Origin of the sequence: Capnocytophaga sp. G2, assembly GCF_035282625.1 — a bacterium.
In the GTDB taxonomy this organism is placed as follows: domain Bacteria; phylum Bacteroidota; class Bacteroidia; order Flavobacteriales; family Flavobacteriaceae; genus Capnocytophaga.
Map to the genome: position 1 here is coordinate 52003 of NZ_JAYKBU010000008.1, position 20302 is coordinate 72304.

Annotated in this window: 19 protein-coding genes and 1 tRNA gene; 3 read left to right on the forward strand and 17 right to left on the reverse strand. The window is 32.5% G+C overall.

The genetic code is table 11. The features are described from left to right. Position 1 precedes the first annotated feature (1 nt). From VJJ03_RS06095 to fmt, 7 genes are all read right to left on the reverse strand, one after another. Entirely contained in the window at positions 2 to 523 is a 522-nt protein-coding gene (locus VJJ03_RS06095; RefSeq protein WP_009746011.1) for an adenine phosphoribosyltransferase, read from the reverse strand. Between the two features lie 105 nt (positions 524 to 628). Further along, on the reverse strand, positions 629 to 1288 hold the full coding sequence (locus VJJ03_RS06100) for an ABC transporter ATP-binding protein (protein ID WP_040358075.1): 660 nt from the start codon (positions 1286 to 1288) through the stop codon (positions 629 to 631). Next, on the reverse strand, positions 1272 to 2351 hold the full coding sequence (locus tag VJJ03_RS06105; RefSeq protein ID WP_009746013.1) for an efflux RND transporter periplasmic adaptor subunit: 1080 nt from the start codon (positions 2349 to 2351) through the stop codon (positions 1272 to 1274). Before VJJ03_RS06105 ends, VJJ03_RS06100 begins: the two co-directional genes overlap by 17 nt. Before the next feature lie 23 nt (positions 2352 to 2374). Then, on the reverse strand, positions 2375 to 3421 hold the full coding sequence (locus VJJ03_RS06110) for a vWA domain-containing protein (RefSeq protein WP_009746014.1): 1047 nt from the start codon (positions 3419 to 3421) through the stop codon (positions 2375 to 2377). Beyond that, positions 3418 to 4416, reverse strand: a complete 999-nt coding sequence (locus VJJ03_RS06115; protein ID WP_009746015.1) for a vWA domain-containing protein — start codon at positions 4414 to 4416, stop codon at positions 3418 to 3420. The genes VJJ03_RS06110 and VJJ03_RS06115 overlap by 4 nt, the downstream gene beginning before the upstream one ends. 202 nt (positions 4417 to 4618) lie before the next feature. Next, a complete protein-coding gene (locus VJJ03_RS06120) occupies positions 4619 to 4891 on the reverse strand; it encodes an HU family DNA-binding protein (protein ID WP_009746017.1) in 273 nt (90 codons plus the stop codon). Between the two features lie 157 nt (positions 4892 to 5048). Beyond that, positions 5049 to 5993, reverse strand: coding sequence for a methionyl-tRNA formyltransferase (gene fmt, locus VJJ03_RS06125; protein WP_323974456.1), 945 nt, complete (start codon positions 5991 to 5993; stop codon positions 5049 to 5051). Between the two features lie 376 nt (positions 5994 to 6369). Here fmt and VJJ03_RS06130 point away from each other — a divergent pair, with 376 nt between their 5' ends. Continuing rightward, positions 6370 to 7437: a branched-chain amino acid aminotransferase gene (locus VJJ03_RS06130; RefSeq protein ID WP_009746019.1), complete on the forward strand. Its 1068-nt coding sequence runs from the start codon at positions 6370 to 6372 to the stop codon at positions 7435 to 7437. Between the two features lie 50 nt (positions 7438 to 7487). Here VJJ03_RS06130 and VJJ03_RS06135 read toward each other — a convergent pair whose 3' ends face one another. The 7 genes from VJJ03_RS06135 to VJJ03_RS06165 all read right to left on the reverse strand — a co-directional run bounded on the left by VJJ03_RS06135 (position 7488) and on the right by VJJ03_RS06165 (position 14248). Further along, positions 7488 to 8333, reverse strand: coding sequence for a transketolase (locus VJJ03_RS06135; RefSeq protein ID WP_323974499.1), 846 nt, complete (start codon positions 8331 to 8333; stop codon positions 7488 to 7490). A gap of 31 nt (positions 8334 to 8364) precedes the next feature. Then, a complete protein-coding gene (gene lptB, locus VJJ03_RS06140; protein ID WP_009746021.1) occupies positions 8365 to 9099 on the reverse strand; it encodes an LPS export ABC transporter ATP-binding protein in 735 nt (244 codons plus the stop codon). Next, positions 9099 to 11036, reverse strand: coding sequence for a helicase associated domain-containing protein (locus VJJ03_RS06145; RefSeq protein ID WP_009746022.1), 1938 nt, complete (start codon positions 11034 to 11036; stop codon positions 9099 to 9101). Before VJJ03_RS06145 ends, lptB begins: the two co-directional genes overlap by 1 nt. Before the next feature lie 73 nt (positions 11037 to 11109). After that, positions 11110 to 11760 carry a hypothetical protein gene (locus VJJ03_RS06150; RefSeq protein WP_009746023.1) on the reverse strand — a complete coding sequence of 217 codons (651 nt, stop codon included), beginning with the start codon at positions 11758 to 11760 and terminating at the stop codon, positions 11110 to 11112. Between the two features lie 10 nt (positions 11761 to 11770). Then, positions 11771 to 12595 (reverse strand): twin-arginine translocase subunit TatC, encoded by an 825-nt coding sequence (gene tatC / locus VJJ03_RS06155; RefSeq protein ID WP_009746024.1) that lies wholly within the window; start codon positions 12593 to 12595, stop codon positions 11771 to 11773. Beyond that, positions 12595 to 13692 (reverse strand): BT_3928 family protein, encoded by a 1098-nt coding sequence (locus VJJ03_RS06160; protein WP_009746025.1) that lies wholly within the window; start codon positions 13690 to 13692, stop codon positions 12595 to 12597. The genes tatC and VJJ03_RS06160 overlap by 1 nt, the downstream gene beginning before the upstream one ends. Continuing rightward, a complete protein-coding gene (locus VJJ03_RS06165; RefSeq protein ID WP_009746026.1) occupies positions 13679 to 14248 on the reverse strand; it encodes a DUF1599 domain-containing protein in 570 nt (189 codons plus the stop codon). Before VJJ03_RS06165 ends, VJJ03_RS06160 begins: the two co-directional genes overlap by 14 nt. A 258-nt stretch (positions 14249 to 14506) precedes the next feature. On the opposite strand from VJJ03_RS06165, the gene VJJ03_RS06170 reads away from it, so the two are divergent. After that, positions 14507 to 15238 (forward strand): 16S rRNA (uracil(1498)-N(3))-methyltransferase, encoded by a 732-nt coding sequence (locus tag VJJ03_RS06170; RefSeq protein WP_040358427.1) that lies wholly within the window; start codon positions 14507 to 14509, stop codon positions 15236 to 15238. A 145-nt stretch (positions 15239 to 15383) separates the two neighbouring features. After that, a complete protein-coding gene (locus VJJ03_RS06175; RefSeq protein WP_323974458.1) occupies positions 15384 to 17324 on the forward strand; it encodes a DUF349 domain-containing protein in 1941 nt (646 codons plus the stop codon). 124 nt (positions 17325 to 17448) lie between these two features. Here the strand turns inward: VJJ03_RS06175 and VJJ03_RS06180 are convergent. From VJJ03_RS06180 to VJJ03_RS06190, 3 genes are all read right to left on the reverse strand, one after another. After that, a tRNA-Asn gene (locus VJJ03_RS06180) sits at positions 17449 to 17522 on the reverse strand. Between the two features lie 124 nt (positions 17523 to 17646). Continuing rightward, on the reverse strand, positions 17647 to 18657 hold the full coding sequence (locus tag VJJ03_RS06185; protein WP_323974460.1) for a glycosyltransferase: 1011 nt from the start codon (positions 18655 to 18657) through the stop codon (positions 17647 to 17649). Positions 18658 to 18758: 101 nt separating this feature from the next. Beyond that, the gene (locus VJJ03_RS06190; protein ID WP_009746031.1) at positions 18759 to 20204 is read right to left on the reverse strand and encodes a sugar-binding protein; all 1446 of its coding nucleotides are present in this window, start codon (positions 20202 to 20204) and stop codon (positions 18759 to 18761) included. Between the last annotated feature and the right edge of the window lie 98 nt (positions 20205 to 20302).

Here is a 20302-nt window from a genome sequence, read left to right on the forward strand (position 1 = left end):
ATTAATAATTTAGAATACTATTTATTTGATATTTATGTAATTTTTCCCGTCCGTTCAGAAAAGAGAGTTCCATCAAAAATGAACATTGTACAACCTCCCCTCCTAATCTTTCTATAAGTCTTGTAGCTGCTAAAGCAGTTCCTCCTGTAGCTAATATATCATCATGAATAAGCACTTTTTCCCCTTTCACAAGGGCATCTGTATGAACTTCTAAACGACTATTTCCATACTCAAGATCATAACTTTCACTTATTGTTTGTGCGGGTAATTTGCCTGGTTTCCTAATAGGAATAAACCCCACTCCTAATGCTTGAGCTAATAGAATTCCAAATAAAAAACCCCTACTCTCTATACCCGCTACTTTATCTATTTTTTCATCTTTTATAGGTGCTAAAAGTTGTCGTAATGCCTCCTGAGTTGCCTTTGCATTATCTAATATAGGAGTTATATCCTTAAAGAGCACTCCTTTTTTTGGAAAATCAGGAATATCTCTTACAAAATTTTCTATATATGTTTTATCCATTTATTTTTCTAAAATTTATAGTTTCCCAAAGTAAGAAACATCAAAAAACTTCGTGCAAAGATACGATATTTTTTTGTATAATCATAGCAAATGTACACTTATTTTTTATTGAATAATTCCATCCACAATACGAATAATTCTCTGTGTTTGTGCCGCTATATCTTCCTCATGAGTTACAATAACAATTGTTGTTCCCTTTTGGTTAATTTCTTTAAATATTTGCATGACTTCATTGGTAGTTTTAGAGTCCAACTGTCCTGTAGGTTCATCAGCAAGGAGCAAAGGAGCATCAGCAATAAGAGCACGAGCAATAGCCACTCTTTGTCTTTGCCCTCCTGAGAGTTCATTTGGAAAATGTTTTGCCCAATTAGTAATGCCCAGAGGTTCCAACTTCTCCATAGCTTTCTTCTCACGTTCTTTCTTAGAGACATTTTGATAAAATAATGGGAGCGCTACATTCTCCACTACATTCTTGTAAGAAATAAGGTTAGCCGCTTGGAACACAAAACCAATATTTCGGCTACGATAGGCAGATCGCTCTATACTATTAAGATTTTTCATATCTTTAGAATCAAAGAGATAAGTACCACTATCATAAGTATCCAGTAACCCAATGATATTCATCAAAGTAGATTTTCCAGAACCTGATGCTCCCATGATAGAGACCATTTCTCCTTTCTCTACCTCCAAATTAATCCCCCTCAGCACTTGAAGAGTATCAAACTCAGTATGATAGGCCTTTTTAATATCATTGAGCTGAATCATTTTGTATAATTTTATCATTAACAGAAAGCCCCTTAGTTATCTCTGTATATTTCCCATCAGAAATTCCTAATTCAATATACTTCTTCTCTAATTTTTCTCCATTTCTCACCCATACATAAGAAGAATCATTTTTGTATATAATATATTTTTCTTCAATTGCAGGTACATTATTTTTCCTATTGAGAATTATTTCTGCCGTTGCAGAATACCCTGAACGAATCACAGGCATCTGAGCTGTTACGGGAAATTCAGCTTCAAGAGTATATTTCATTATTCCATTCTCTAAAGTCCCTTTTGAAGAAATTTTGGTAATTTTAGCTTGAGTTTTAAGATCTTTATAGGCATTGAAGACTAAAGAAATACTATCACCCAAGTGAATGTTCTCTAAGTATTGTTCTGCTAACTGTGTACGAAATACAAATTGTCCCATTTTAGCTAAAATAGCCACTGTTATTCCTGAATTAAGTGTATTTCTTTCTATAACAGAGGCTCCTTCTTCCAAGGGAAGATCAATCACAGAACCTGAAATACTAGATTTAACAATATTAGAGGTATTTTTGCTTCCCAATACTTTTCCTGTCTTTTGAATAGATAATTGATTCTGAGCTGAAGTCAATTGTTCACGAGCTGAGTTATATTCCTTTCGAGCATTTTCCATAGCCACTTCTGAAATAGTTTGTGCTTGGAAAAGCTTTTCAGAACGCTCATAAGATAGCTTTGTGGCATCAAAGTTAATTTTCGCCATCTTTACATTATTCTCTAATCTTTCAAGTTCTAAGGTGCTAGGTACAAGACTGATAGAAGCCACAGGAGAACCCTCTTGCACCACATCGCCTATTTTTACAAAAATCTTATCTAATACGCCTGAAAGCTGAGATTTTAATTCTATTTCCTTAACAGGATACACATTTCCAGGTATATAAATTTCCTCCTTTATATCCCTATTTTCTATATTTACAGTAGTTTGAGGAGGAAGTACACTAGATTTTTTAAACCAGAAGAAAGCTAAGCCCCCCAATATTAATACTATTGCAAAGATAATAAGTACTTTTCTCTTTTTCATAAGAAGATTTATTTTAAGTTTTACTATTTATTAATCTTATTTTTCTCATTGAATAAATTCAAAGTGCGAACCCAAGTTGTTTTCTTATAAGAAATAAAGACATCTATAACCAAAAGTAAGAAAGCTCCTGCTAATAACCACTGGAACTGATCCTTATAATCTGAAAATACCTGAGACTCGTATTCATTCTTTTCTATATTATTCAATACTTTTTGCAAATTATCTATAACTTGTTGAGTATTACTTCCATCAAAGTATTTTCCATCTCCTTCTTGAGCTATTTCTTCCAGAAGGGCTTGATTAAGTTTTGTAATTACTACTTCTCCATCTTTATCTCTTTTCGGGAAAGTTTGTCCATTCTCTTTAATAGGGATTGTTGTTCCTTGTGTTGTACCTAATCCTATAGTAAAGATTCGAATTCCTTTTTCCTTCACTTCCTGTATCATTTCTGTAGCTCCTTGCTGGTGATCCTCTCCATCAGAAAGAATAATAAGTATTTTAGAGGATTGATTACTATCCTCAAAATAATTAATAGCTGTCTGTATGGCTTCCCCTATAGCTGTACCTTGTGAAGAGAGCATATCAGTATTAATAGCTTCTAAGAATATCTTTGCAGCTGAATAATCCGAGGTTAATGGAAGTTGGGGATAAGCCTGAGCAGCATACGGAATGAAAGCTATCCTATCTCCATGTAGAAGTTCTATAAGTTCAGAAATAATACGCTTTGCTTTTTCTATCCTACTAGGTTTTACATCTTCAGCGAGCATACTCTTGGAGACATCTATAGCAAAAACAATATCCACTCCTTCCCTTTTGACAGTCTCTAACTTAGTTCCTATCTTAGGATTAACAAGACCTATTACTATAAAAATAAATACGAGGGCAAAGAAAGCAAACTTCACCCATGGTTTAAATAACGAACGTTCTGTAGCAAGCCTAGAAAAGGTTATTTTATCAGCAAAATGCCTTACTGCTTTTGCTTTCCAAAACTGAACTCCAAGATATCCAATCCAAAAGACAGGAATAAGTAAAAGTAAATAAAAATATATTTTTTCTTCTAAATGTATCATATAAAACTTCTAAAAACTGTATGCCTCAATCCAAATTCAGTCATCAAAAAAAACATAGCTAAAATAGCCCATAAACGAAACTTTTCTTGATGCTGGTAATATTTTAGTTCTTCTATCTTTGATTTTTCTAATTTATCAATTTCTGTATAAATCTGAGCCAATTTTTTATTATCAGTAGCCCTGAAATATTTTCCTCCTGTGCTCTGAGCTATCTCTCCTAATAATTTTTCATCAATTTCCACAGGTACCATGTCATATTGAAGAGAACCATCTGGATTATAAGCCACCGGAGAAAGAGCTTTCCCATTGGTTCCTATGCCAATAGTATATACTCGGATACCATATTCTTTTGCTAATTCAGCTGCACTAAGAGGATCAATAACTCCCGTGTTATTGACTCCATCTGTCATAAGAATAATAACTTTACTTTTTGTTTTACTATCCTTTAGCCTATTAATAGCTGTTCCCAATCCCATCCCTATGGCTGTTCCATCTTCTATTTCTCCTTGTTTTATATCTTTGAGAGACTGAAGAACAATACTTTTATCTGTAGTTGCAGGAACTTTAGTATAGCTTTCCCCTGAATAAACAACAATTCCTATACGGTCTGACTTTCGCTCCTCTATAAATTGAGAAGCCACCCTCTTAAGAGCTTCTATTCTATTGGGTTTTAAATCCTTTGCAAGCATACTAGAGGACATATCAATAGCCAAAATGATATCAATTCCCTCTGTAGTCTTTGTTTTAGTTATCTCTGAAGAAGATTGAGGACGTGCTAATGCAATAATTAAACAAGATAAAGCTAATAATCTAAGTATAAATAATATAGGTCTTAATCGTATTTTCCAAGTATGAATTGATGTAAGTGCTTGTGAAGAAGATAGAAGCACCGGTGGAATTTCTTTCTTTCTACGGAACCATTGCCAGATTATCAGTAATGGGAAAAATAAAAAAAGCCAAAAGAATTGTGGATTAATAAAGGTAATATCTCTCATTTATCTTTCAAAAATATACTTTCTTTCAAGGGCTCAAAGTTACTAATTATTTTGGAAGTTATCAACAAAAAAGTTATTTTTTTCATGATTATTCTTCAAATTTATAAAGGCTTCTCTTGCCATTCTTTCAAAAAGATATAAAAAACAAAAAGAGGCTACCTTTGTAGGGATAGCCTCTTTAGATTTTGAAACTACTAAAATCTTAATTTACAGCATTAGATAGTTCAGTTCCTGCTTTAAACTTCACTACTTTCTTAGCAGGAATTTTGATAGTTTTTCCTGTTTGAGGATTTCTTCCTTCACGAGCAGCCTTTTCAGCTACTGACCAAGAACCAAATCCCACTAAGGAGATTTTGTCTCCTTTCTTCAATGTTTTTTCCACACATGCCAAGAAAGCTTCTAAAGCTTTTTTTGCATCGGCTTTGGTTAATCCAGCCTCTTCTGCAATAGCGTCGATAAGTTCTGTTTTGTTCATAAAAATAAAATTAAATACTTAAATTGTTAAATACAGTACAAAAGTAGTCTTTTTATTGAGAAAAAAAACACCCTTACATAAAAAATACTTGAAAATGAGAAACTTTATTATTTTGTTAGTATTTATTTTAATTATTTTTGAGAATAATTCTTAACTTCTAAGAGAAAAAATCACTCTCTTCAAAATAGAATCCATTAAGGAATTCTTTACTATTCATCCTCTTCTTAGAGGGGAATTGAAGTTCTTCTATCTGTAAAAAACCTCCTAATACAGCTACTCTAATTTGTCTATTACTTAAATGAATACTTCCTATCGTAAAAGTATGTGTTGCTATTATAGGAGTTGCTGTATATATTTTTATAGCATATTCTTTCCCTTTATGATGCAACACAGTCCAAGCAGTGGGATAAGGAGACATTCCTCGTATGAATCTATCTATAGCTTCTAAAGATATATTCCAACGAATACGAGCTGTATCCTTATGTATTTTAGGGGCTTCCTTAATATTTTCATTAGGTTGTGTGATAGGATTACTTTTCCCTGAAGCAATTAAATCAAGGGTATCTAACACCAAATTTGCACCTACAGACATTAATTTGTCATGTAAGGAGCCCGCAGTCTCTCTCTCTGAAATAGGAATTTCTTTTTGCAGAAGTATTGCACCTGTATCTATCTTTTCATCTATTAGAAAAGTAGTAACTCCTGTTTTGGTTTCTCCATTAATAATTACCCAATTAATCGGAGCAGCCCCTCTATAATCTGGCAACAAAGAGGTATGTAGATTAAAAGTTCCTTTTTTAGGTATTTGCCATACTACCTTAGGAAGCATCCTAAAGGCTACCACCACTTGTATATCTGCTTTGAAAGTCCTTAGTTGTTCCAGAAACTTTTCTTCTCTCAAGGAAACAGGTTGAAGCACCGGGATTCCCTGAGAGAGTGCATATTTCTTTACAGATGATTCCTGTAATTTCTGTCCTCTTCCCGAAGGTTTATCAGCTACAGTTACTACTGCAACTACTTGAAGGCCTACTTCTACTATTTTTTTTAGTATCCCTGTGGCAAAATCAGGGGTTCCCATAAAAACTATACGTAAATTTTTCATTATAACTCACATAAGATAGGTGCAAATATAATAAAAAAATAGAATTAATTTCTAAAAACTTCATCCATTTAAAATCTAAAATCTAACATAGTAATATTTTCTATCCATATAATTATCTATAACATAGGAGAAGCAACACACCTATTTATAACAAATAACTAATAATCAGAAAGTTACATATTACAAAACTAACATTTTGTATCTAATTCTATACACCTTAATTATATAAAGGAATTACTAATTTGTATAGTATCAATAAAAAATTTATCTAATAAGAGTCTTTTTACTATCTCTAATCTTTCAATCTAAAAATAAAGATTAAAAAAAAGTAGTATCCCTAAAAAAAAAGTAGTACCTTTGCCAAAAAAAGAAAATAATGAGTACTACAAAATTTCCCATTTCTATTGAGAAAGTAGCTAAAAGCAAGCTACAAAATATAGATTTCTCAAAATTAGCTTTTGGACATATCTTTTCTGATCACATGTTCATCTGTGATTATAAGGAAGGCAAATGGCAAGATGCACGTATTGTTCCCTATGGACCTTTCTCTGTAGAACCTTCTTTGAGTGTTTTCCATTATGGGCAAGCTGTATTTGAGGGAATGAAAGCCTACAAAGATGATAAGGGAGATGTTTTCTTATTTCGTCCCACAGAGAACTACGCTCGTATGAATAAATCTTGCAAACGTATGGCAATTCCTGAGTTCCCTGAAGCATTATTTGATCAGGCTCTTAAAACTTTGGTAGATATAGATCGCAATTGGGTACAACCAGGATTAGGGAACTCTCTCTATCTTCGCCCATTTGTAATTGCTACCTCCACTGGAGTGCAAGCCAATCCAGCCACTGAATATCGTTTCATGATTATTACCTCACCTGTACAAAGCTACTATACCACCAAAGAAGTGAAAGTGAAGATAGCGGATCATTATAGCCGTGCAGCCAATGGAGGTACTGGATTTGCAAAAACTGCAGGAAACTATGCGGGCCAGTTTTACCCTACAGCTTTGATAAAAGAAGAAGGCTTCCAACAAGTAATTTGGACAGATGATGCCACTCACGAAAAACTAGAAGAGTGTGGCACTATGAATGTAGTATTTCGTATCGGAGATACCCTTATCTCTCCCCCTCCTACCGAACGTATTTTGGATGGTGTTACCCGTAAGAGCGTAATTGCTGTAGCAGAAAGATTAGGCATTCCGTTTGAATCTCGCACTATCACTGTAACAGAACTTACAGAAGCGGCTAATAAAGGTACATTAAAAGAGATTTTTGGTTGTGGAACAGCAGCAGTCATAAGTCCAGTAACTGCTTTTAGCTACAAAGACAAAGAATACCAATTACCTAACATTCAGGATGGTTATGCTCCTCGTATCAAGGAATTCTTACTTAATATCCAGTATAATAAGTCAGAAGACCCATTTGGATGGCGTGTAAAGATCTAATTTATTAAGAGGCTGTTTGAAAAAATTTTTTCAAACAGCCTCTTTTATTTTTAATAATCTCCCAAAGTTTCAGGATTTTGAGCTAAAGCTTTAGCCAGTTGTTCATCATTAGGAGCTTTACCATGCCAAGTATGAGTCCCCATCATGAAATCTACCCCATTCCCCATTTCCGTATGAAGGAGAATACATACAGGTTTTCCTTTTCCTGCGAGCGCTTTTGCTCTACTCAATCCTTCCAAAATAGAAGGAATATCATTTCCTTTCTCAATATCTACTACTTGCCATCCAAAAGCTTCAAATTTTGCCTTAAGATCTCCTAAAGGGAGTACCTTATCCGTAGGGCCATCTATCTGCTTATGATTATAATCTATCGTAGCAATAAGATTATCCACTCCTTTTCCTCCAGCATACATAACAGCTTCCCATATTTGTCCTTCTTGCAATTCTCCATCTCCATGAAGAGTATAAACAAGGTGCTTATCTCCATTAAGTTTTTTAGCCAAAGTAGCACCTATTGCTACAGAAAGTCCTTGTCCTAGAGAACCAGAGGCAATACGTACTCCCTCTAATCCTTCTTGTGGGGTAGGATGCCCTTGTAATCGAGAACCAATCAAACGAAAAGTATTAAGTTCACTTATAGGGAAAAATCCTCGTCGTGCCAACACACTGTAAAATACAGGAGAAATATGTCCATTAGACAAGAAAAATAAATCTTCATCCTTTCCATCCATTGTAAAAGGTAATTTAATATCCATTACCTCATTATAAAGACATACAAGGAATTCTGCACATCCTAAGGATCCTCCTGGATGTCCTGAACTCACTTTATGTACCATTCGTAAAATATCCCTACGTACTTGTGTAGTAAGGTCAGTAAGTTGTTGAATATCTGACATCATATATAAAATTAAGTTATCTAATTCATTTTTAGTTCCTTTTCTTAAGTTCAAAATTATTTCCTAAATATACTTCTCGTACCATAGGGTCATAAGCTAATTCTTCAGGAAGTCCTGCCTTAAGTATCCCTCCTTCATACATCAGATAAGTACGGTCAGTAGCAGGAAGAGTTACCTCTACTCGGTGGTCAGTAATGAGAATACCTATATTTTTATCTTTCAATTGAAAAACGATATTCTGAATATCCTCCACTGCAATAGGGTCAACCCCTGCAAAGGGTTCATCTAATAGAATAAAATCAGGACTAGTTGCCAAGGCTCTTGCTATTTCAGTACGCCTGCGCTCTCCCCCTGAGAGGAGATCCCCTCTGTTCTTGCGGATATGCCCAAGATTGAATTCATCTATAAGCGATTCCATTTTATAAAGTTGTTCTTTCTTACTTAACTTTGTAAGTTGTAATACTGAAAGAATATTATCTTCAATACTCAATTTTCTAAACACACTAGGTTCTTGCGCCAGATAGCCTATTCCATATTGTGCTCTTTTATACATAGGAAACTTAGTAATTTCTGTATTATTTAAGTAAATATGTCCCTCATTAGGTTTTATAAAACCTACTATCATATAAAACGAAGTTGTTTTTCCTGCCCCATTAGGTCCCAATAATCCTATAATTTCTCCTTGCTTCACCTCCAAAGAGATTCCTTTGACTACTCTACGTCCTTTGTATTCTTTAACTATATTTTCAGCACGTAATGTTTTCATTAATTCATATTTATAATTTCTTGAAATAATTTCTTTCTTTCTATTGGAACTCTTCCATTTTTTATCAAATTTTTTTGTACACTTATCCAGCGATAGAGAATAATAGCCTGAGAATCCTTATCAGAAGAAAATGGTCGACGCCCATTTTCTTTAATGAAATTCACCAAAGCTTCATAGTTCTCTTGCCAAGTACGCTTCTTCACAGCTTTTTCTGGAAGAAGTATATATATTGAAGAATATTTTTTCCCTTTAAGCCCCACAAATGAATTCTGAAAGAAAACAAAAGTATCCGATGCTTCCGATTTCAAATTTGTTAGTATACTTTTGGAATTAGTATTAGGGCGATATTGGAGCACATACTTAGTAATTTCAGTAAGCGATTGAGGATTATCTAGATCTTGCAGATATTCCTTAACAATATCTCTAATAGTACCTCCTTTAAAATTTTCTATAATGGTTTCCCATTTTTTTAGTCCAAAGCAACTACTTCTACCAATAGGAATAAATCCATATTCTCTCTTAAGAGAAGAACGTATTCCCTCATACGTAAAATTAGTTTTAGGATATAATTCTCTTACTTTTTGAGAAATCTGCTTTACAAAAGAAGGTTTTGCTAATATATCCAATGCCTCATAAGCATACTCATAAATCTGCTTATAGGTATTACGAGGAAAGACAACTCTAGTTCCACGAATCTCTAAATCAAATTCGTCTTTTACTATAAAAATTACTAAAGGAATTACCCTATCTACCAACTCCGGTTTGGAAACAAAATTTAAGAGGTATTCCTTTAGGCAAAGTTCATATTGTTTATTATTTTTAGTTGTTTTCCGTAAAGAAAAATCCTCTATAAACTTATTTGAATCAAAATATGGAGCTAATTCCTTTGAAATTAGATAAATTTTTCTCCAATTATGTCTACTTTTTTTCTTTGAAAAATGCGGATATATCACATCAGAAACATCACCTATTATAGTAAAATTCTCCAAATAGATAGAAAGAATAATATAGATAAAATTCTCTGTAAAATTGGTATGACTTCTCTCATTAAGAGTTGTAATCTGCTCCTTAGTAAGGTATAAGAAGTCTCCTGATATTTGTATTTTACAATCTTTGAGCAATGTATTATCAAAGGCTCTGATTACTACAAATTTCTTAAAGAATTCATCAATAATTTGATTTCGAATTTGTCGTACCCGCTCATGAGTAACTTGCATTTGCTTACCTACTTCCTTTAGTTTTAATTTTTCTGAATCTTGATAAAAACTAAAAGCTTTTGGAAATAATTTAATCTTATTCTCATCAAACAAGAAAGGAGTTGTAAGTAAGTAATCTACCACTTTTAAAAGCCCAAGCTTACTTATATAAGTAGGAATTGTTTCAATAGGATAAATATTTTTCAATAAATAAGTTTTTTTAAGAGACATTAATTGAGAGGGCGTTTTTATTTTAGCAACTTCATATATAAAATGCTTTACCTTATCAAAAAAAATATTCAAGTTCAGTTCATTCTTACTTCTGTTTTCTTTTATTTTTGTATTTTTCTGTAAGACTTCAATACAAAATTCATAAAACAATGAAATATCTGATTGTAAGTGAGTTTTTACAAAATCCTGTAATCCTATAGAAAGATATTCTGCTGTTCTTAGAATATAATCACTAATTACTTCTTTCTGTAAAGGAGTTAATGATTTCAAAATAGAAGAAAGTTGGGAATTAATTCTATCTTCTTCCTGTAAAGAAACAAGAAAACCTGGAGAACATACTTGCATAAGTTCTTGTATAGAACGTCTACCACAATTTTTTATTCCCTCAAACGTATGATATTCATTATAGTAATTACAAATATCCTTCAAGGAATTCCACTGTTTTTCCTTACATATATTATAAGTACGTAAACTTATTTTATTATTCTTCAATAGTTCCTTTACAAGCATATCATATATTATCTAAAATAATATTCCTTTAATAAAAATATCTTTCTCAATATTCTTATATCATAATAAATAACTAAAAATCAAAACGATAAGGGAGATGATTCAATTCATTCTCTAAAAAAAGCCAATCTGGAATATTGTTCACTATGGAGTAAACCATTTTTTCAGTAAGTACTTTTCCTTCATATAACTGTGCAATGGTATCTGTACTGGCATTATCATTAAGGTATTCTGTCTCATCACCAAAGAAAATAGTTGCCCAGTCTTTGTAGAATTCTGGGTCAGAAGTCAGATGCTTTAGAGTAAAAATTTCTTCTTCTATTTCAAATTGTGTAATAAGTTGCCAAGGGGCATCTCCCTGAGCATATATAACAAAAGGAATATCCTGTTCATGGTAATTTTTCTTATAAAAAGCTTGAAATTCCTTAGGTATCTGTTTTTCAAAATTTTCGGTGATACTCTGGAAATTCTCACAAACACTTGGAACAATCATGCATCCCTTTTCTATAAAGTATAGGTGAAGAGATGGACCATCGTCTTCCTCGAAATCAAAGCCTATACGAGCTTCCTGTCCTTCATATTCTTCTTGATCACTGGATGTATACCTATGATAGGTTTCAAATTCTTGTCCACAGATAATCAAATCCAATACGGCTTGGGCTTTACAAATTTTTTTAAGCGTTAACCAATGAGGTATCTGGCTACAATCAGGAGTAAAATTCATTTTTGTTATATCAATTTAATTTAAGTTTTTCTTGCTTTTTCTGTACATATTTGGCTACAAAAATACTTGCCTCATATAATATCAATATAGGTATAGATACAATTACTTGGCTTGCCACATCGGGAGGAGTAATAATAGCAGCTACTATCAAAGTAATAATGATAGCATGCTTACGATATTTTCGCATAAATTCAGGAGTTATCAGTCCTAACTTAGCTAAAAAATAAATAATTACAGGTAGTTCAAAAATGAGTCCACATGAAATTACAGAAGAACGTAGCATATCTATATATGAGCTTATATCAATTTCGTTCTTAACCATTTGTTCTCCACCAACTACAGAATAATTAGCAAAGAAATGAATAGATAATGGAGCTATGATATAATAACCAAAAAGGACTCCTATAAAGAATAACATAGAAGTAATTCCTATAAAACCACGAGCCAACTTTCTTTCCTTTTCATAAAGTCCAGGGGAGATAAATCTCCACATCTCATACATTAAATAGGGAAATCCAATCACAATTCCTGTCCAAAAAGATATCCAAAGGGTTGCTGAAAACTGACCTGTCATAGTACGATTCTGAATTACTAAAGGTAACTGTTCGCTGCAAAAATTAGTCTCTGTTCCAAAAAAACGTCCTATTCTGCAAAAGAACTGATATGTAGGAAAATCCCCTTGTGTATGAGGCAGAATAATATACTTAAAGATATAGCTTTTAAAGACAAATGCCAAAAGTGCCACACTAAGAACCACAACAATAGATCTTATAATATGCCAGCGTAATATCTCCAGATGGCTGAGAAAAGACATTTCCTCTTGTGATTGTTCCATTACAAATCTATTTTTTGAACATCATTATAGCTTACTTTTTGCTTAATTGTACCTCGTTCCAAACGGATAATTGCAGGATTGGCACGAACCATTGTCTTTAGCGTAGTAAGGTCTGTAGCATAGAAATCAAAATTCAATCCATACTTAGTTATTAATATTTTGGCTTGTTCAGGAGAAGGAGTAAGTCCTATCACCTTATAACCTTTTTTTAACGCTTTATCTGTAAGTTTCTTTATAGGGGAGAAGCCTTTTTCATCCGCCTTAGAAAGATCATAAGAAATAATCATTAATAATTTAGATTCTTCAAGCATACTCTGAGTATAGTCCTCTCCATCTTTTTCTATTACAAAATCATGAATAGGAGGCTGATATCCTTTGGATATCTGTTCTGTTTCTACTGAAATGAAAGTTCCTTCTTCTACTTCTGGGTAAGCCCCTTGTGTAGTAATCACCTCTTCCCTATCTCCTACTTTAAATTTCCAATGATAGTCATATATTGGTTTTGGAGCATCAGAGGGAATTTCCATTCCCTTTTCTATATTTACGCCTATTTTATAAGGGCGAAAATCAATAATAGGTAAATGCTTATGTGTATAATATACCAGCCATCCACAAGCTATAATAGTAAGCAAAAGAAGAACTATAGAAGTCCTTTGAGAATATAGAGGGGTGATATACTCTCTAAGTAACCATAAAATTATTATCAAAGCCAGAAGAATCATATCCTTAGTAAAAGATCCCCAAGGAGTGAATTTCAAAGCATCTCCAAAACAACCACAATCAGTAACTTTATTAAAATATGCTGTATAGAAAGTAAGGAATCCGAAGAAGATAGTAAGCCCCAATAGGGATATTAAAGTGAAATGCTTAAAGGCTCCCAACAGTAATAGAACTCCTAAAATAAGTTCAAATGCCACGACGAATACAGCTATGGGATATGCATAAGGAGTGAAGAACTCTATATTAAGAACCGTTGGATGGAAGTATTCTTCTAATTTAAAAGAAAATCCCATAGGATCTACTAACTTAACAAATCCACTAATTATAAAAATAATTCCTACTAAGAAACGTATAATGGATGCACTAGCTTTTTTCATTATTTATCATATTTTTTTCACTATATAGGATTAAAGCAAATACTGCATAATTAATCATATCTTGATAATTAGCTTTCACTCCTTCACTAATAAGTGTTTTTCCTTGATTATCTTCTATTTGTTTTATTCTAAGTATCTTTTGAAAGATTAAATCTGTTAGAGAACTGATTCTCATACTGCGCCATGCTTCTCCATAATCATGATTTTTTCGTAACATAAGCCCTCGTGTCTCTTCTACTTTTTCATTATATAAGGCAATAGCATGTTCCAAATCCAAATCAGGCTCATTAGCAACAGATTTCTCTATTTGAATTAGTGCCATTAATGAGTAATTAATCACTGCAACAAATTCAGTAGTCTCATCTTCTTCTATCTTCCTTTCCTGATGCTCCTGAAGTGTTCGAATACGCTGTACCTTAATAAAGATCTGATCCGTAAGAGAAGGCAAGCGCAAAGTGCGCCAAGCACTTCCATAATCTTTCATTTTATCTATAAATATAGATTGACAATGAGCTATTATTTCATTATATTGTACAATTGTTTTATCTGTATTCATTTCAGAAATTTGGTGTAAATTTCGTTTAAAAAAATAATATTTTTTAAAGAAATAACAATTATTTAACCATAATATTCTATATCATATTCAATATCAAGCTTTATCAGCATTAATATCTCTTACTAATTATTAAGGATACTCTTACTACGGAGCAAATGTATAAAAAGTATTTCAATTATCAAAATGTTTTCACAACCAATTTCAAAACAAAATATTTGTCTATTTCTAAAGAATATAGTATTTTTGCCTAAAAAAGAAATGCAACTATTTTACCATGAGAATCTTTCTCCTGAGAGTAATCTTATCCTCTTAGACAAAGAGGAGAGTACCCACATACATCGTGTATTACGGAGAAAAATAGGGGATCTTTTATATATTACTGATGGACGTGGGAACCTATACGAGGGAGTAATCCAAGATATCAATGATAAAAAATGTAGTATTGTCATCCAATCATGTACCCTTACCCCCCCTCTTCCTTATCAATTACACTTGGCAGTAGCACCTACTAAAATGAATGAGCGTTATGAATGGTTCTTAGAAAAAGCAACAGAAATAGGTGTTCATGAAATTACTCCTATTATCTGTGAGCATTCTGAGCGAAAAACAGTAAAAATAGAACGTTTTGAGAAAATTATTCTCTCCGCTATGAAACAATCTCTACAATGCTTTAGACCTATCCTGAACAAACCTATTAACATGCTTAATTGGTTAGACAATAATATACATGAAAAAAATAGATTTATTGCTCATTGTCAAGAAGGGAAAAAAGAACTACTGTTTGACAAATTAAGTACATCATACCATAATAATATAAGAGATATTCTTATTATAATAGGACCTGAGGGAGATTTTTCTGAAAAAGAAATTCAGAAGGCAATACAAAAGAACTTCTCTCCAGTGATATTATCATCCAATCGGCTACGTACAGAAACAGCTGCAATAGTTGCTTGCAGCAGTACAGCCGATGCTTTTGGTGTAAAAAAATAATTTTTCACTTCTATTGTATTTTATTTATATTCAAATTTTTACACCACAAACTTTATTTTTTTTATATTTTTCTACTATTTTTTTTGGCAAATTGATAAAAAAATTGTAATTTTGAGGAAAATTAATCACAATAGTATTTCATTCTATGTTAGAAAGCGAAAAAAAATCAACCCTTGAAGTTTCTCAAGAAACTCCTACTGAAAAGAGCTTAGAAAAAGTTCCTCCAGAACCCTCATCCAACTTCTTAGATGAAATTCAGCAAGAGAATGCCCTTAATGCTGAAGATTTGGATAATAAGAAGTTACATGAAGTTCCTATGCTGGATTATGAAAAAATGAATTTGGAATCCCTTGAAAATGAATTGAAGAGGCTCATTAGCAATGAGAAAATCTCCTCTATAAAAGCACATGTGGAGGCTATTAAGAAAGCATTTGACTCCCAATATAATCAGCTTTTAGAAGAAAAAAAGGAACAATTCTTGAGCGAAGAAAATAATGAAGAAAAGGATTTCTCGTTCTCCTTACCTATTCATGATACTTTCTATAAGACTTATCAGCAATACAAACAACTTAGAAATCAATATCAAAAACAATTAGAGAGTGAACTACAAAATAATTTAGTTCGCAAACAAGAAATTATTAATGAAATAAAGAATCTTATTGCTATTGGGAAAGATGATGTAGCTTGGGATATACAGACCCTCTTACGTAAGTTCTATGACTTAAAGAAGAGATGGTATGAAATAGGAGCTGTTCCAAGGGAATACTATAATGATATATGGAATAACTTTAATCATCATACAGAGAATTTCTTTGATTACTTAAGCCTCACTCGTAACTTTCAAGAAATTGACTTCAAGCACAATTTAGAAGAGAAAAATAAACTTATTGAGAAAGCTAAAGCACTCCTTGATGAACCGGATGTACAGAAGGCTTTCCGTGAGCTTCAACTTCTACACAAAGTTTGGAAAGAGGAAACAGGTCCTGTGGAAAAAGAATATCGTGAAAAACTTTGGGAACAATTTAGCGCTATTACTAAAGAAATTCATGATAAACGACAAGACTTTCTCAAGCGCTTGGAGGAATCTTTTGTGGATAACAAGCATAAAAAATTAGGTATTATCTCCCAAATAGAAGGAATTACACAAGAGAATATCTCCTCACATAATGAGTATCAAAAAGCGATCGCTCAAGTAAATGAATTACGTGAAGAATTTCAGAAAATAGGGCGTGTTCCTCAAGAAGATTCTGAAAATATTTGGCAGCGTTTTATTGAAGCTATACGTGCTTTTAGCAAACAAAAGAATCATTTCTATAAGGAAAATAAAAAAATCCAAAATGAGAATATTGCTAAACGACAAGAGCTTATCAACATTGCTAATACCTATAAAGACAGTTCTGACTGGGAAGAAGTAACTCCTATCATTCAAAAAATACAAGAAGATTGGAAAAAAATAGGAGCCATTCCTCGCAAGCTCTCAAATACTCTCTGGGAAGAATTCCGCTCTGCTTGTAATCATTATTTTGATCGCTTACATCAAGAAAGGAAAAATCAACATAAGCAAGAAAATGCTGACATTGAAAAGAAAAAGAATCTTCTCGATAAATTGAAGGCATTCAAACTTTCAGGAAACAAAGAAGATGATGTTAAGAAACTTGAAGATTTCCAAGAAAAATGGAATTCTTTAGGTAAACTCCCTGAGAAATTGCGTGTAATAGATACTCGCTTCAATAAGATAATGAATACTCTTTATAAGAAATTAGATTTTGATAAAAAGCAAATTGAACTTATCAAATATAACAACAAGTTAGAACACTTACCCGATGGAGAAAATTCTCTTATCAAAGAAGAGGCATTTGTTCGTAAAAAAATTGAAGATATTAAAAGAGATATTCTTCAACTTGAAAATAATTTACAATTTTTCACTAATGTTGATAAAAGCCATCCTCTGATGAAAGAAGCTATGAAGAGTATTCAGCAGCAACAAAATGCTCTTATTCTTTGGGAGGATAAGCTAAAAGAACTCCATGCACGTGAAACAAAGACAGAAGAGAATGAGATTCAAACAGAGCAGAAAGACGAGTAACTTCTTTTTAAGATAGGGTTGTCATACTATTTACACAAAAGCTATCCTTTTAGGGTAGCTTTTTTATGTACAGGAAGTAGAGTAGTTATAATAAAAAAACATCTACATTTAGTAGATGTTCTTGCTCCCCCTACTGGACTTGAACCAGTGACCCTCTGATTAACAGTCAGATGCTCTAACCAACTGAGCTAAGGAGGAATATATAATAATTATTTCTATCCTTTCAATTTTACGAGTGCAAAGGTACAACTTTTTTTTATACTGACAAACTTTTTTTCTATTTTTTTACCTAATAAACTAAAAAATATTAACTTACTGAATATCAATTATTATCATTAAAAAATAACTGTGGAAAAAGTAATTCTGGTGCTTTTTTACTAAAAAAAAGCCGTAAAGTAGCTCCCAAAAAACCTATCCCATAGCTAAAAAATTGAATACAAACCGCCCATACAGATAAAAGTCCAATATGGATACTCTTATTAATATGCTTGCTATGAACAAAAATAAGTATAAAATAAGTAAGATAACAAAAAATAAATTCCCATTCTCCAAAATAGAGAAATACCAATGAAAATAGAAAACCCAATACAAATAAGGTAGGAAACCAATGTACAACCTTTCTCGACTGCTTATGCCAACGATTAAGAATAGCACGCGTTTGTCCAAACTTCTTTACTTGTTTATAGTATTTTTCCCAAGATATTCGCCTTTTATGATATACAAAGGCATCCTCTATAAAAGCCGTTTGAAAGCCAGCTTTCCATAAACGAATACTAAGATCAGGATCTTCACCAGGATGTATTCTTCCGAATCCTCCTGTAACCTCAAATGCCTTGCGAGAAATTCCCATATTAAAACTCCTAGGTTCAAACTTTCCTACACTACGCTTATTACCTCGTATTCCTCCTGTGGTAAGAAAAGAAGTCATCGCATAATTGATAGCCTTCTGAATGCCTGTAAAACTATCCGTAGCAGCATCCGCACCTCCAAAACAATCTACATAATGCTGTTGTAAATACTCATCTACAGATTCTAAATAATGAGGAGGCAATAGAGAATCGGAATCCAAAATGATAAAATAATTCCCCTGAGCATGCCGCATCCCAAAATTTCTTGAATCTCCAGGACCTGAATTCTTCTTACTCAAGTAATGAACATTTATTCTATCTGTAAAGGAGGATACTATTGATTGAGAAGTAATAGTAGATCCATCTTCTATAATAAGTGTTTCAAAATCACCCTCAAAAGTTTGCTGTACAATTGTTTCCAAAAGTTCTTTTATTTCTTCAGGGCGATTGTATACAGGAATGATTATAGTATATTTTAATTGCATATGGTAATCTTTCTATTCAAAATGCAAATATAAAATAAAAAACTTTGACAAAGAACTTAATCTTCATCAAAGTCTGCTTACATTTATTACATTTTTAGCTATTAGATTTTTTCATGATATTCTATTATACGCTCAGTAATATAAGAGCCTTTACCATCTGTATATTGAATGCGTTCTATCCAATTCTTATAAGCATCTACCTTAAAATGTTGAGTAAGTTTAGAAGTAAGATCTCCTCTCTGGTTGAAAGTTCGTGTTTCTATAAGTTCTCCTTTTGGATTATAAAAATACTTAAAAGTATAGGCAAGACTACCATTAAGGTTGTATCCCTGTTGTTCTACTTTTTTCCCTTTATCATCATATTTATAAGTTTCTTTTTGAGAAAGAGCCCCTTGTGTGTCATACTCTATCATTTCAGTAATATTTCCCTTATCATCATAAGTAAAGATAGTGCGTTGCATTAACTTATCATTATGGTCATAAATTGCCCGTTCTATTTCATTTCCTTTATCATCATACATATATGTATAATTGAATTGAGGCCTACTCTTATTATCTATCGTTTTCACTTGAGTTATTTTTCCATTTTGATCATAAGTATAAGCATCCTTTTTCCACAGAGCCCCTACATTATTATACTCTTCTACGAAAAAGAGTTTGGGGTTTGGAAGTTCATCATAGGAAGGTTGTTTAGGCTTTTCTTCTTTAGGTGATTCTTGTGTAGAAGAAACACTACTAAAAGAGCGTTCACTTTCCTTAGCATCATATACATTCACTTCTGTACGATTTCCTTTACTATCATAAGAATAGACAAACTTTTTCCAAAGGACTCCTTTTATACGGAGCTCATCTTCGATAAGACTATTAATTTTTTCAGGAGCAATATGATCAGTGAAATATTCTTCTTTTTTAATTACTTTTCCCTTATCATCATATTCCCATTTACATTGATAAGCTAGCTGACTCTTCGTATTAATAGTTTTTTCCAATATAAGATTAGTACGCAAATCATAACGAGATTGTTCCCTTCCTATAAGATTTCCCTGAGAATCAAAGCTATCCCGTTCTATTTGATTTCCTTTATTATCATAACGATATACATAACGCCATAAGAGGACTCCTTTAGCATCATAAGAAGCTTCTTCTGTTTTTTGTCCTTTTTTATCATAACGATAAGTTACTTTTCCCTTAAATCCCTCTTCTCCTTTTTCTGGACGAATTGTTATTTTCGGTAGAGGGGGCTCCTTTTTCTTTACATCGCTCCCCTCATATATATAATTAGCAGTCCACCAAATACTTCCATTAGGATAGTAAGCGGTTTTCTTTATCATATTCCCTTTTCTATCATAATTGACAAGGAAATTATCCATTCCTTTTTCCACATCTCCCTTATCATAATGTCCTCCACCCTTATCTAAGGCTTTATACGTAACAATACGAATGCTCTTTACAGGTCCTTTTAGATTCTTTTTGTATTCCTCTTTTCCTATTGTTTGAGAAAAGGCAACTATTGTACTTAACAAAGAAATAAGAAAAAAATGTCTCATCTTATAATTATTAAAATTTTCAGAGCACAAAATTATAAAAATATTAGGAGATCTTCAATAAATAACATTTATTTAACAAAAAACCACTTTTTTCAAGG

Excerpts from the sequence above, each read along its gene's own strand:
- VJJ03_RS06100 (WP_040358075.1), bottom strand. The coding sequence starts at position 1,288 with ATGATTCAGCTCAATGATATTAAAAAGGCCTATCATACTGAGTTTGAT.
- fmt (WP_323974456.1), bottom strand. The coding sequence starts at position 5,993 with ATGAAAAATTTACGTATAGTTTTTATGGGAACCCCTGATTTTGCCACA.
- VJJ03_RS06110 (WP_009746014.1), bottom strand. The coding sequence starts at position 3,421 with ATGATACATTTAGAAGAAAAAATATATTTTTATTTACTTTTACTTATT.
- VJJ03_RS06130 (WP_009746019.1), top strand. The coding sequence starts at position 6,370 with ATGAGTACTACAAAATTTCCCATTTCTATTGAGAAAGTAGCTAAAAGC.
- lptB (WP_009746021.1), bottom strand. The coding sequence starts at position 9,099 with ATGAAAACATTACGTGCTGAAAATATAGTTAAAGAATACAAAGGACGT.
- VJJ03_RS06170 (WP_040358427.1), top strand. The coding sequence starts at position 14,507 with ATGCAACTATTTTACCATGAGAATCTTTCTCCTGAGAGTAATCTTATC.
- VJJ03_RS06160 (WP_009746025.1), bottom strand. The coding sequence starts at position 13,692 with ATGAAAAAAGCTAGTGCATCCATTATACGTTTCTTAGTAGGAATTATT.
- VJJ03_RS06165 (WP_009746026.1), bottom strand. The coding sequence starts at position 14,248 with ATGAATACAGATAAAACAATTGTACAATATAATGAAATAATAGCTCAT.
- VJJ03_RS06105 (WP_009746013.1), bottom strand. The coding sequence starts at position 2,351 with ATGAAAAAGAGAAAAGTACTTATTATCTTTGCAATAGTATTAATATTG.
- VJJ03_RS06190 (WP_009746031.1), bottom strand. The coding sequence starts at position 20,204 with ATGAGACATTTTTTTCTTATTTCTTTGTTAAGTACAATAGTTGCCTTT.
- VJJ03_RS06185 (WP_323974460.1), bottom strand. The coding sequence starts at position 18,657 with ATGCAATTAAAATATACTATAATCATTCCTGTATACAATCGCCCTGAA.
- VJJ03_RS06145 (WP_009746022.1), bottom strand. The coding sequence starts at position 11,036 with ATGCTTGTAAAGGAACTATTGAAGAATAATAAAATAAGTTTACGTACT.
- VJJ03_RS06150 (WP_009746023.1), bottom strand. The coding sequence starts at position 11,760 with ATGAATTTTACTCCTGATTGTAGCCAGATACCTCATTGGTTAACGCTT.
- VJJ03_RS06175 (WP_323974458.1), top strand. The coding sequence starts at position 15,384 with ATGTTAGAAAGCGAAAAAAAATCAACCCTTGAAGTTTCTCAAGAAACT.
- VJJ03_RS06095 (WP_009746011.1), bottom strand. The coding sequence starts at position 523 with ATGGATAAAACATATATAGAAAATTTTGTAAGAGATATTCCTGATTTT.
- tatC (WP_009746024.1), bottom strand. The coding sequence starts at position 12,595 with ATGGAACAATCACAAGAGGAAATGTCTTTTCTCAGCCATCTGGAGATA.
- VJJ03_RS06135 (WP_323974499.1), bottom strand. The coding sequence starts at position 8,333 with ATGTCAGATATTCAACAACTTACTGACCTTACTACACAAGTACGTAGG.
- VJJ03_RS06120 (WP_009746017.1), bottom strand. The coding sequence starts at position 4,891 with ATGAACAAAACAGAACTTATCGACGCTATTGCAGAAGAGGCTGGATTA.
- VJJ03_RS06115 (WP_009746015.1), bottom strand. The coding sequence starts at position 4,416 with ATGAGAGATATTACCTTTATTAATCCACAATTCTTTTGGCTTTTTTTA.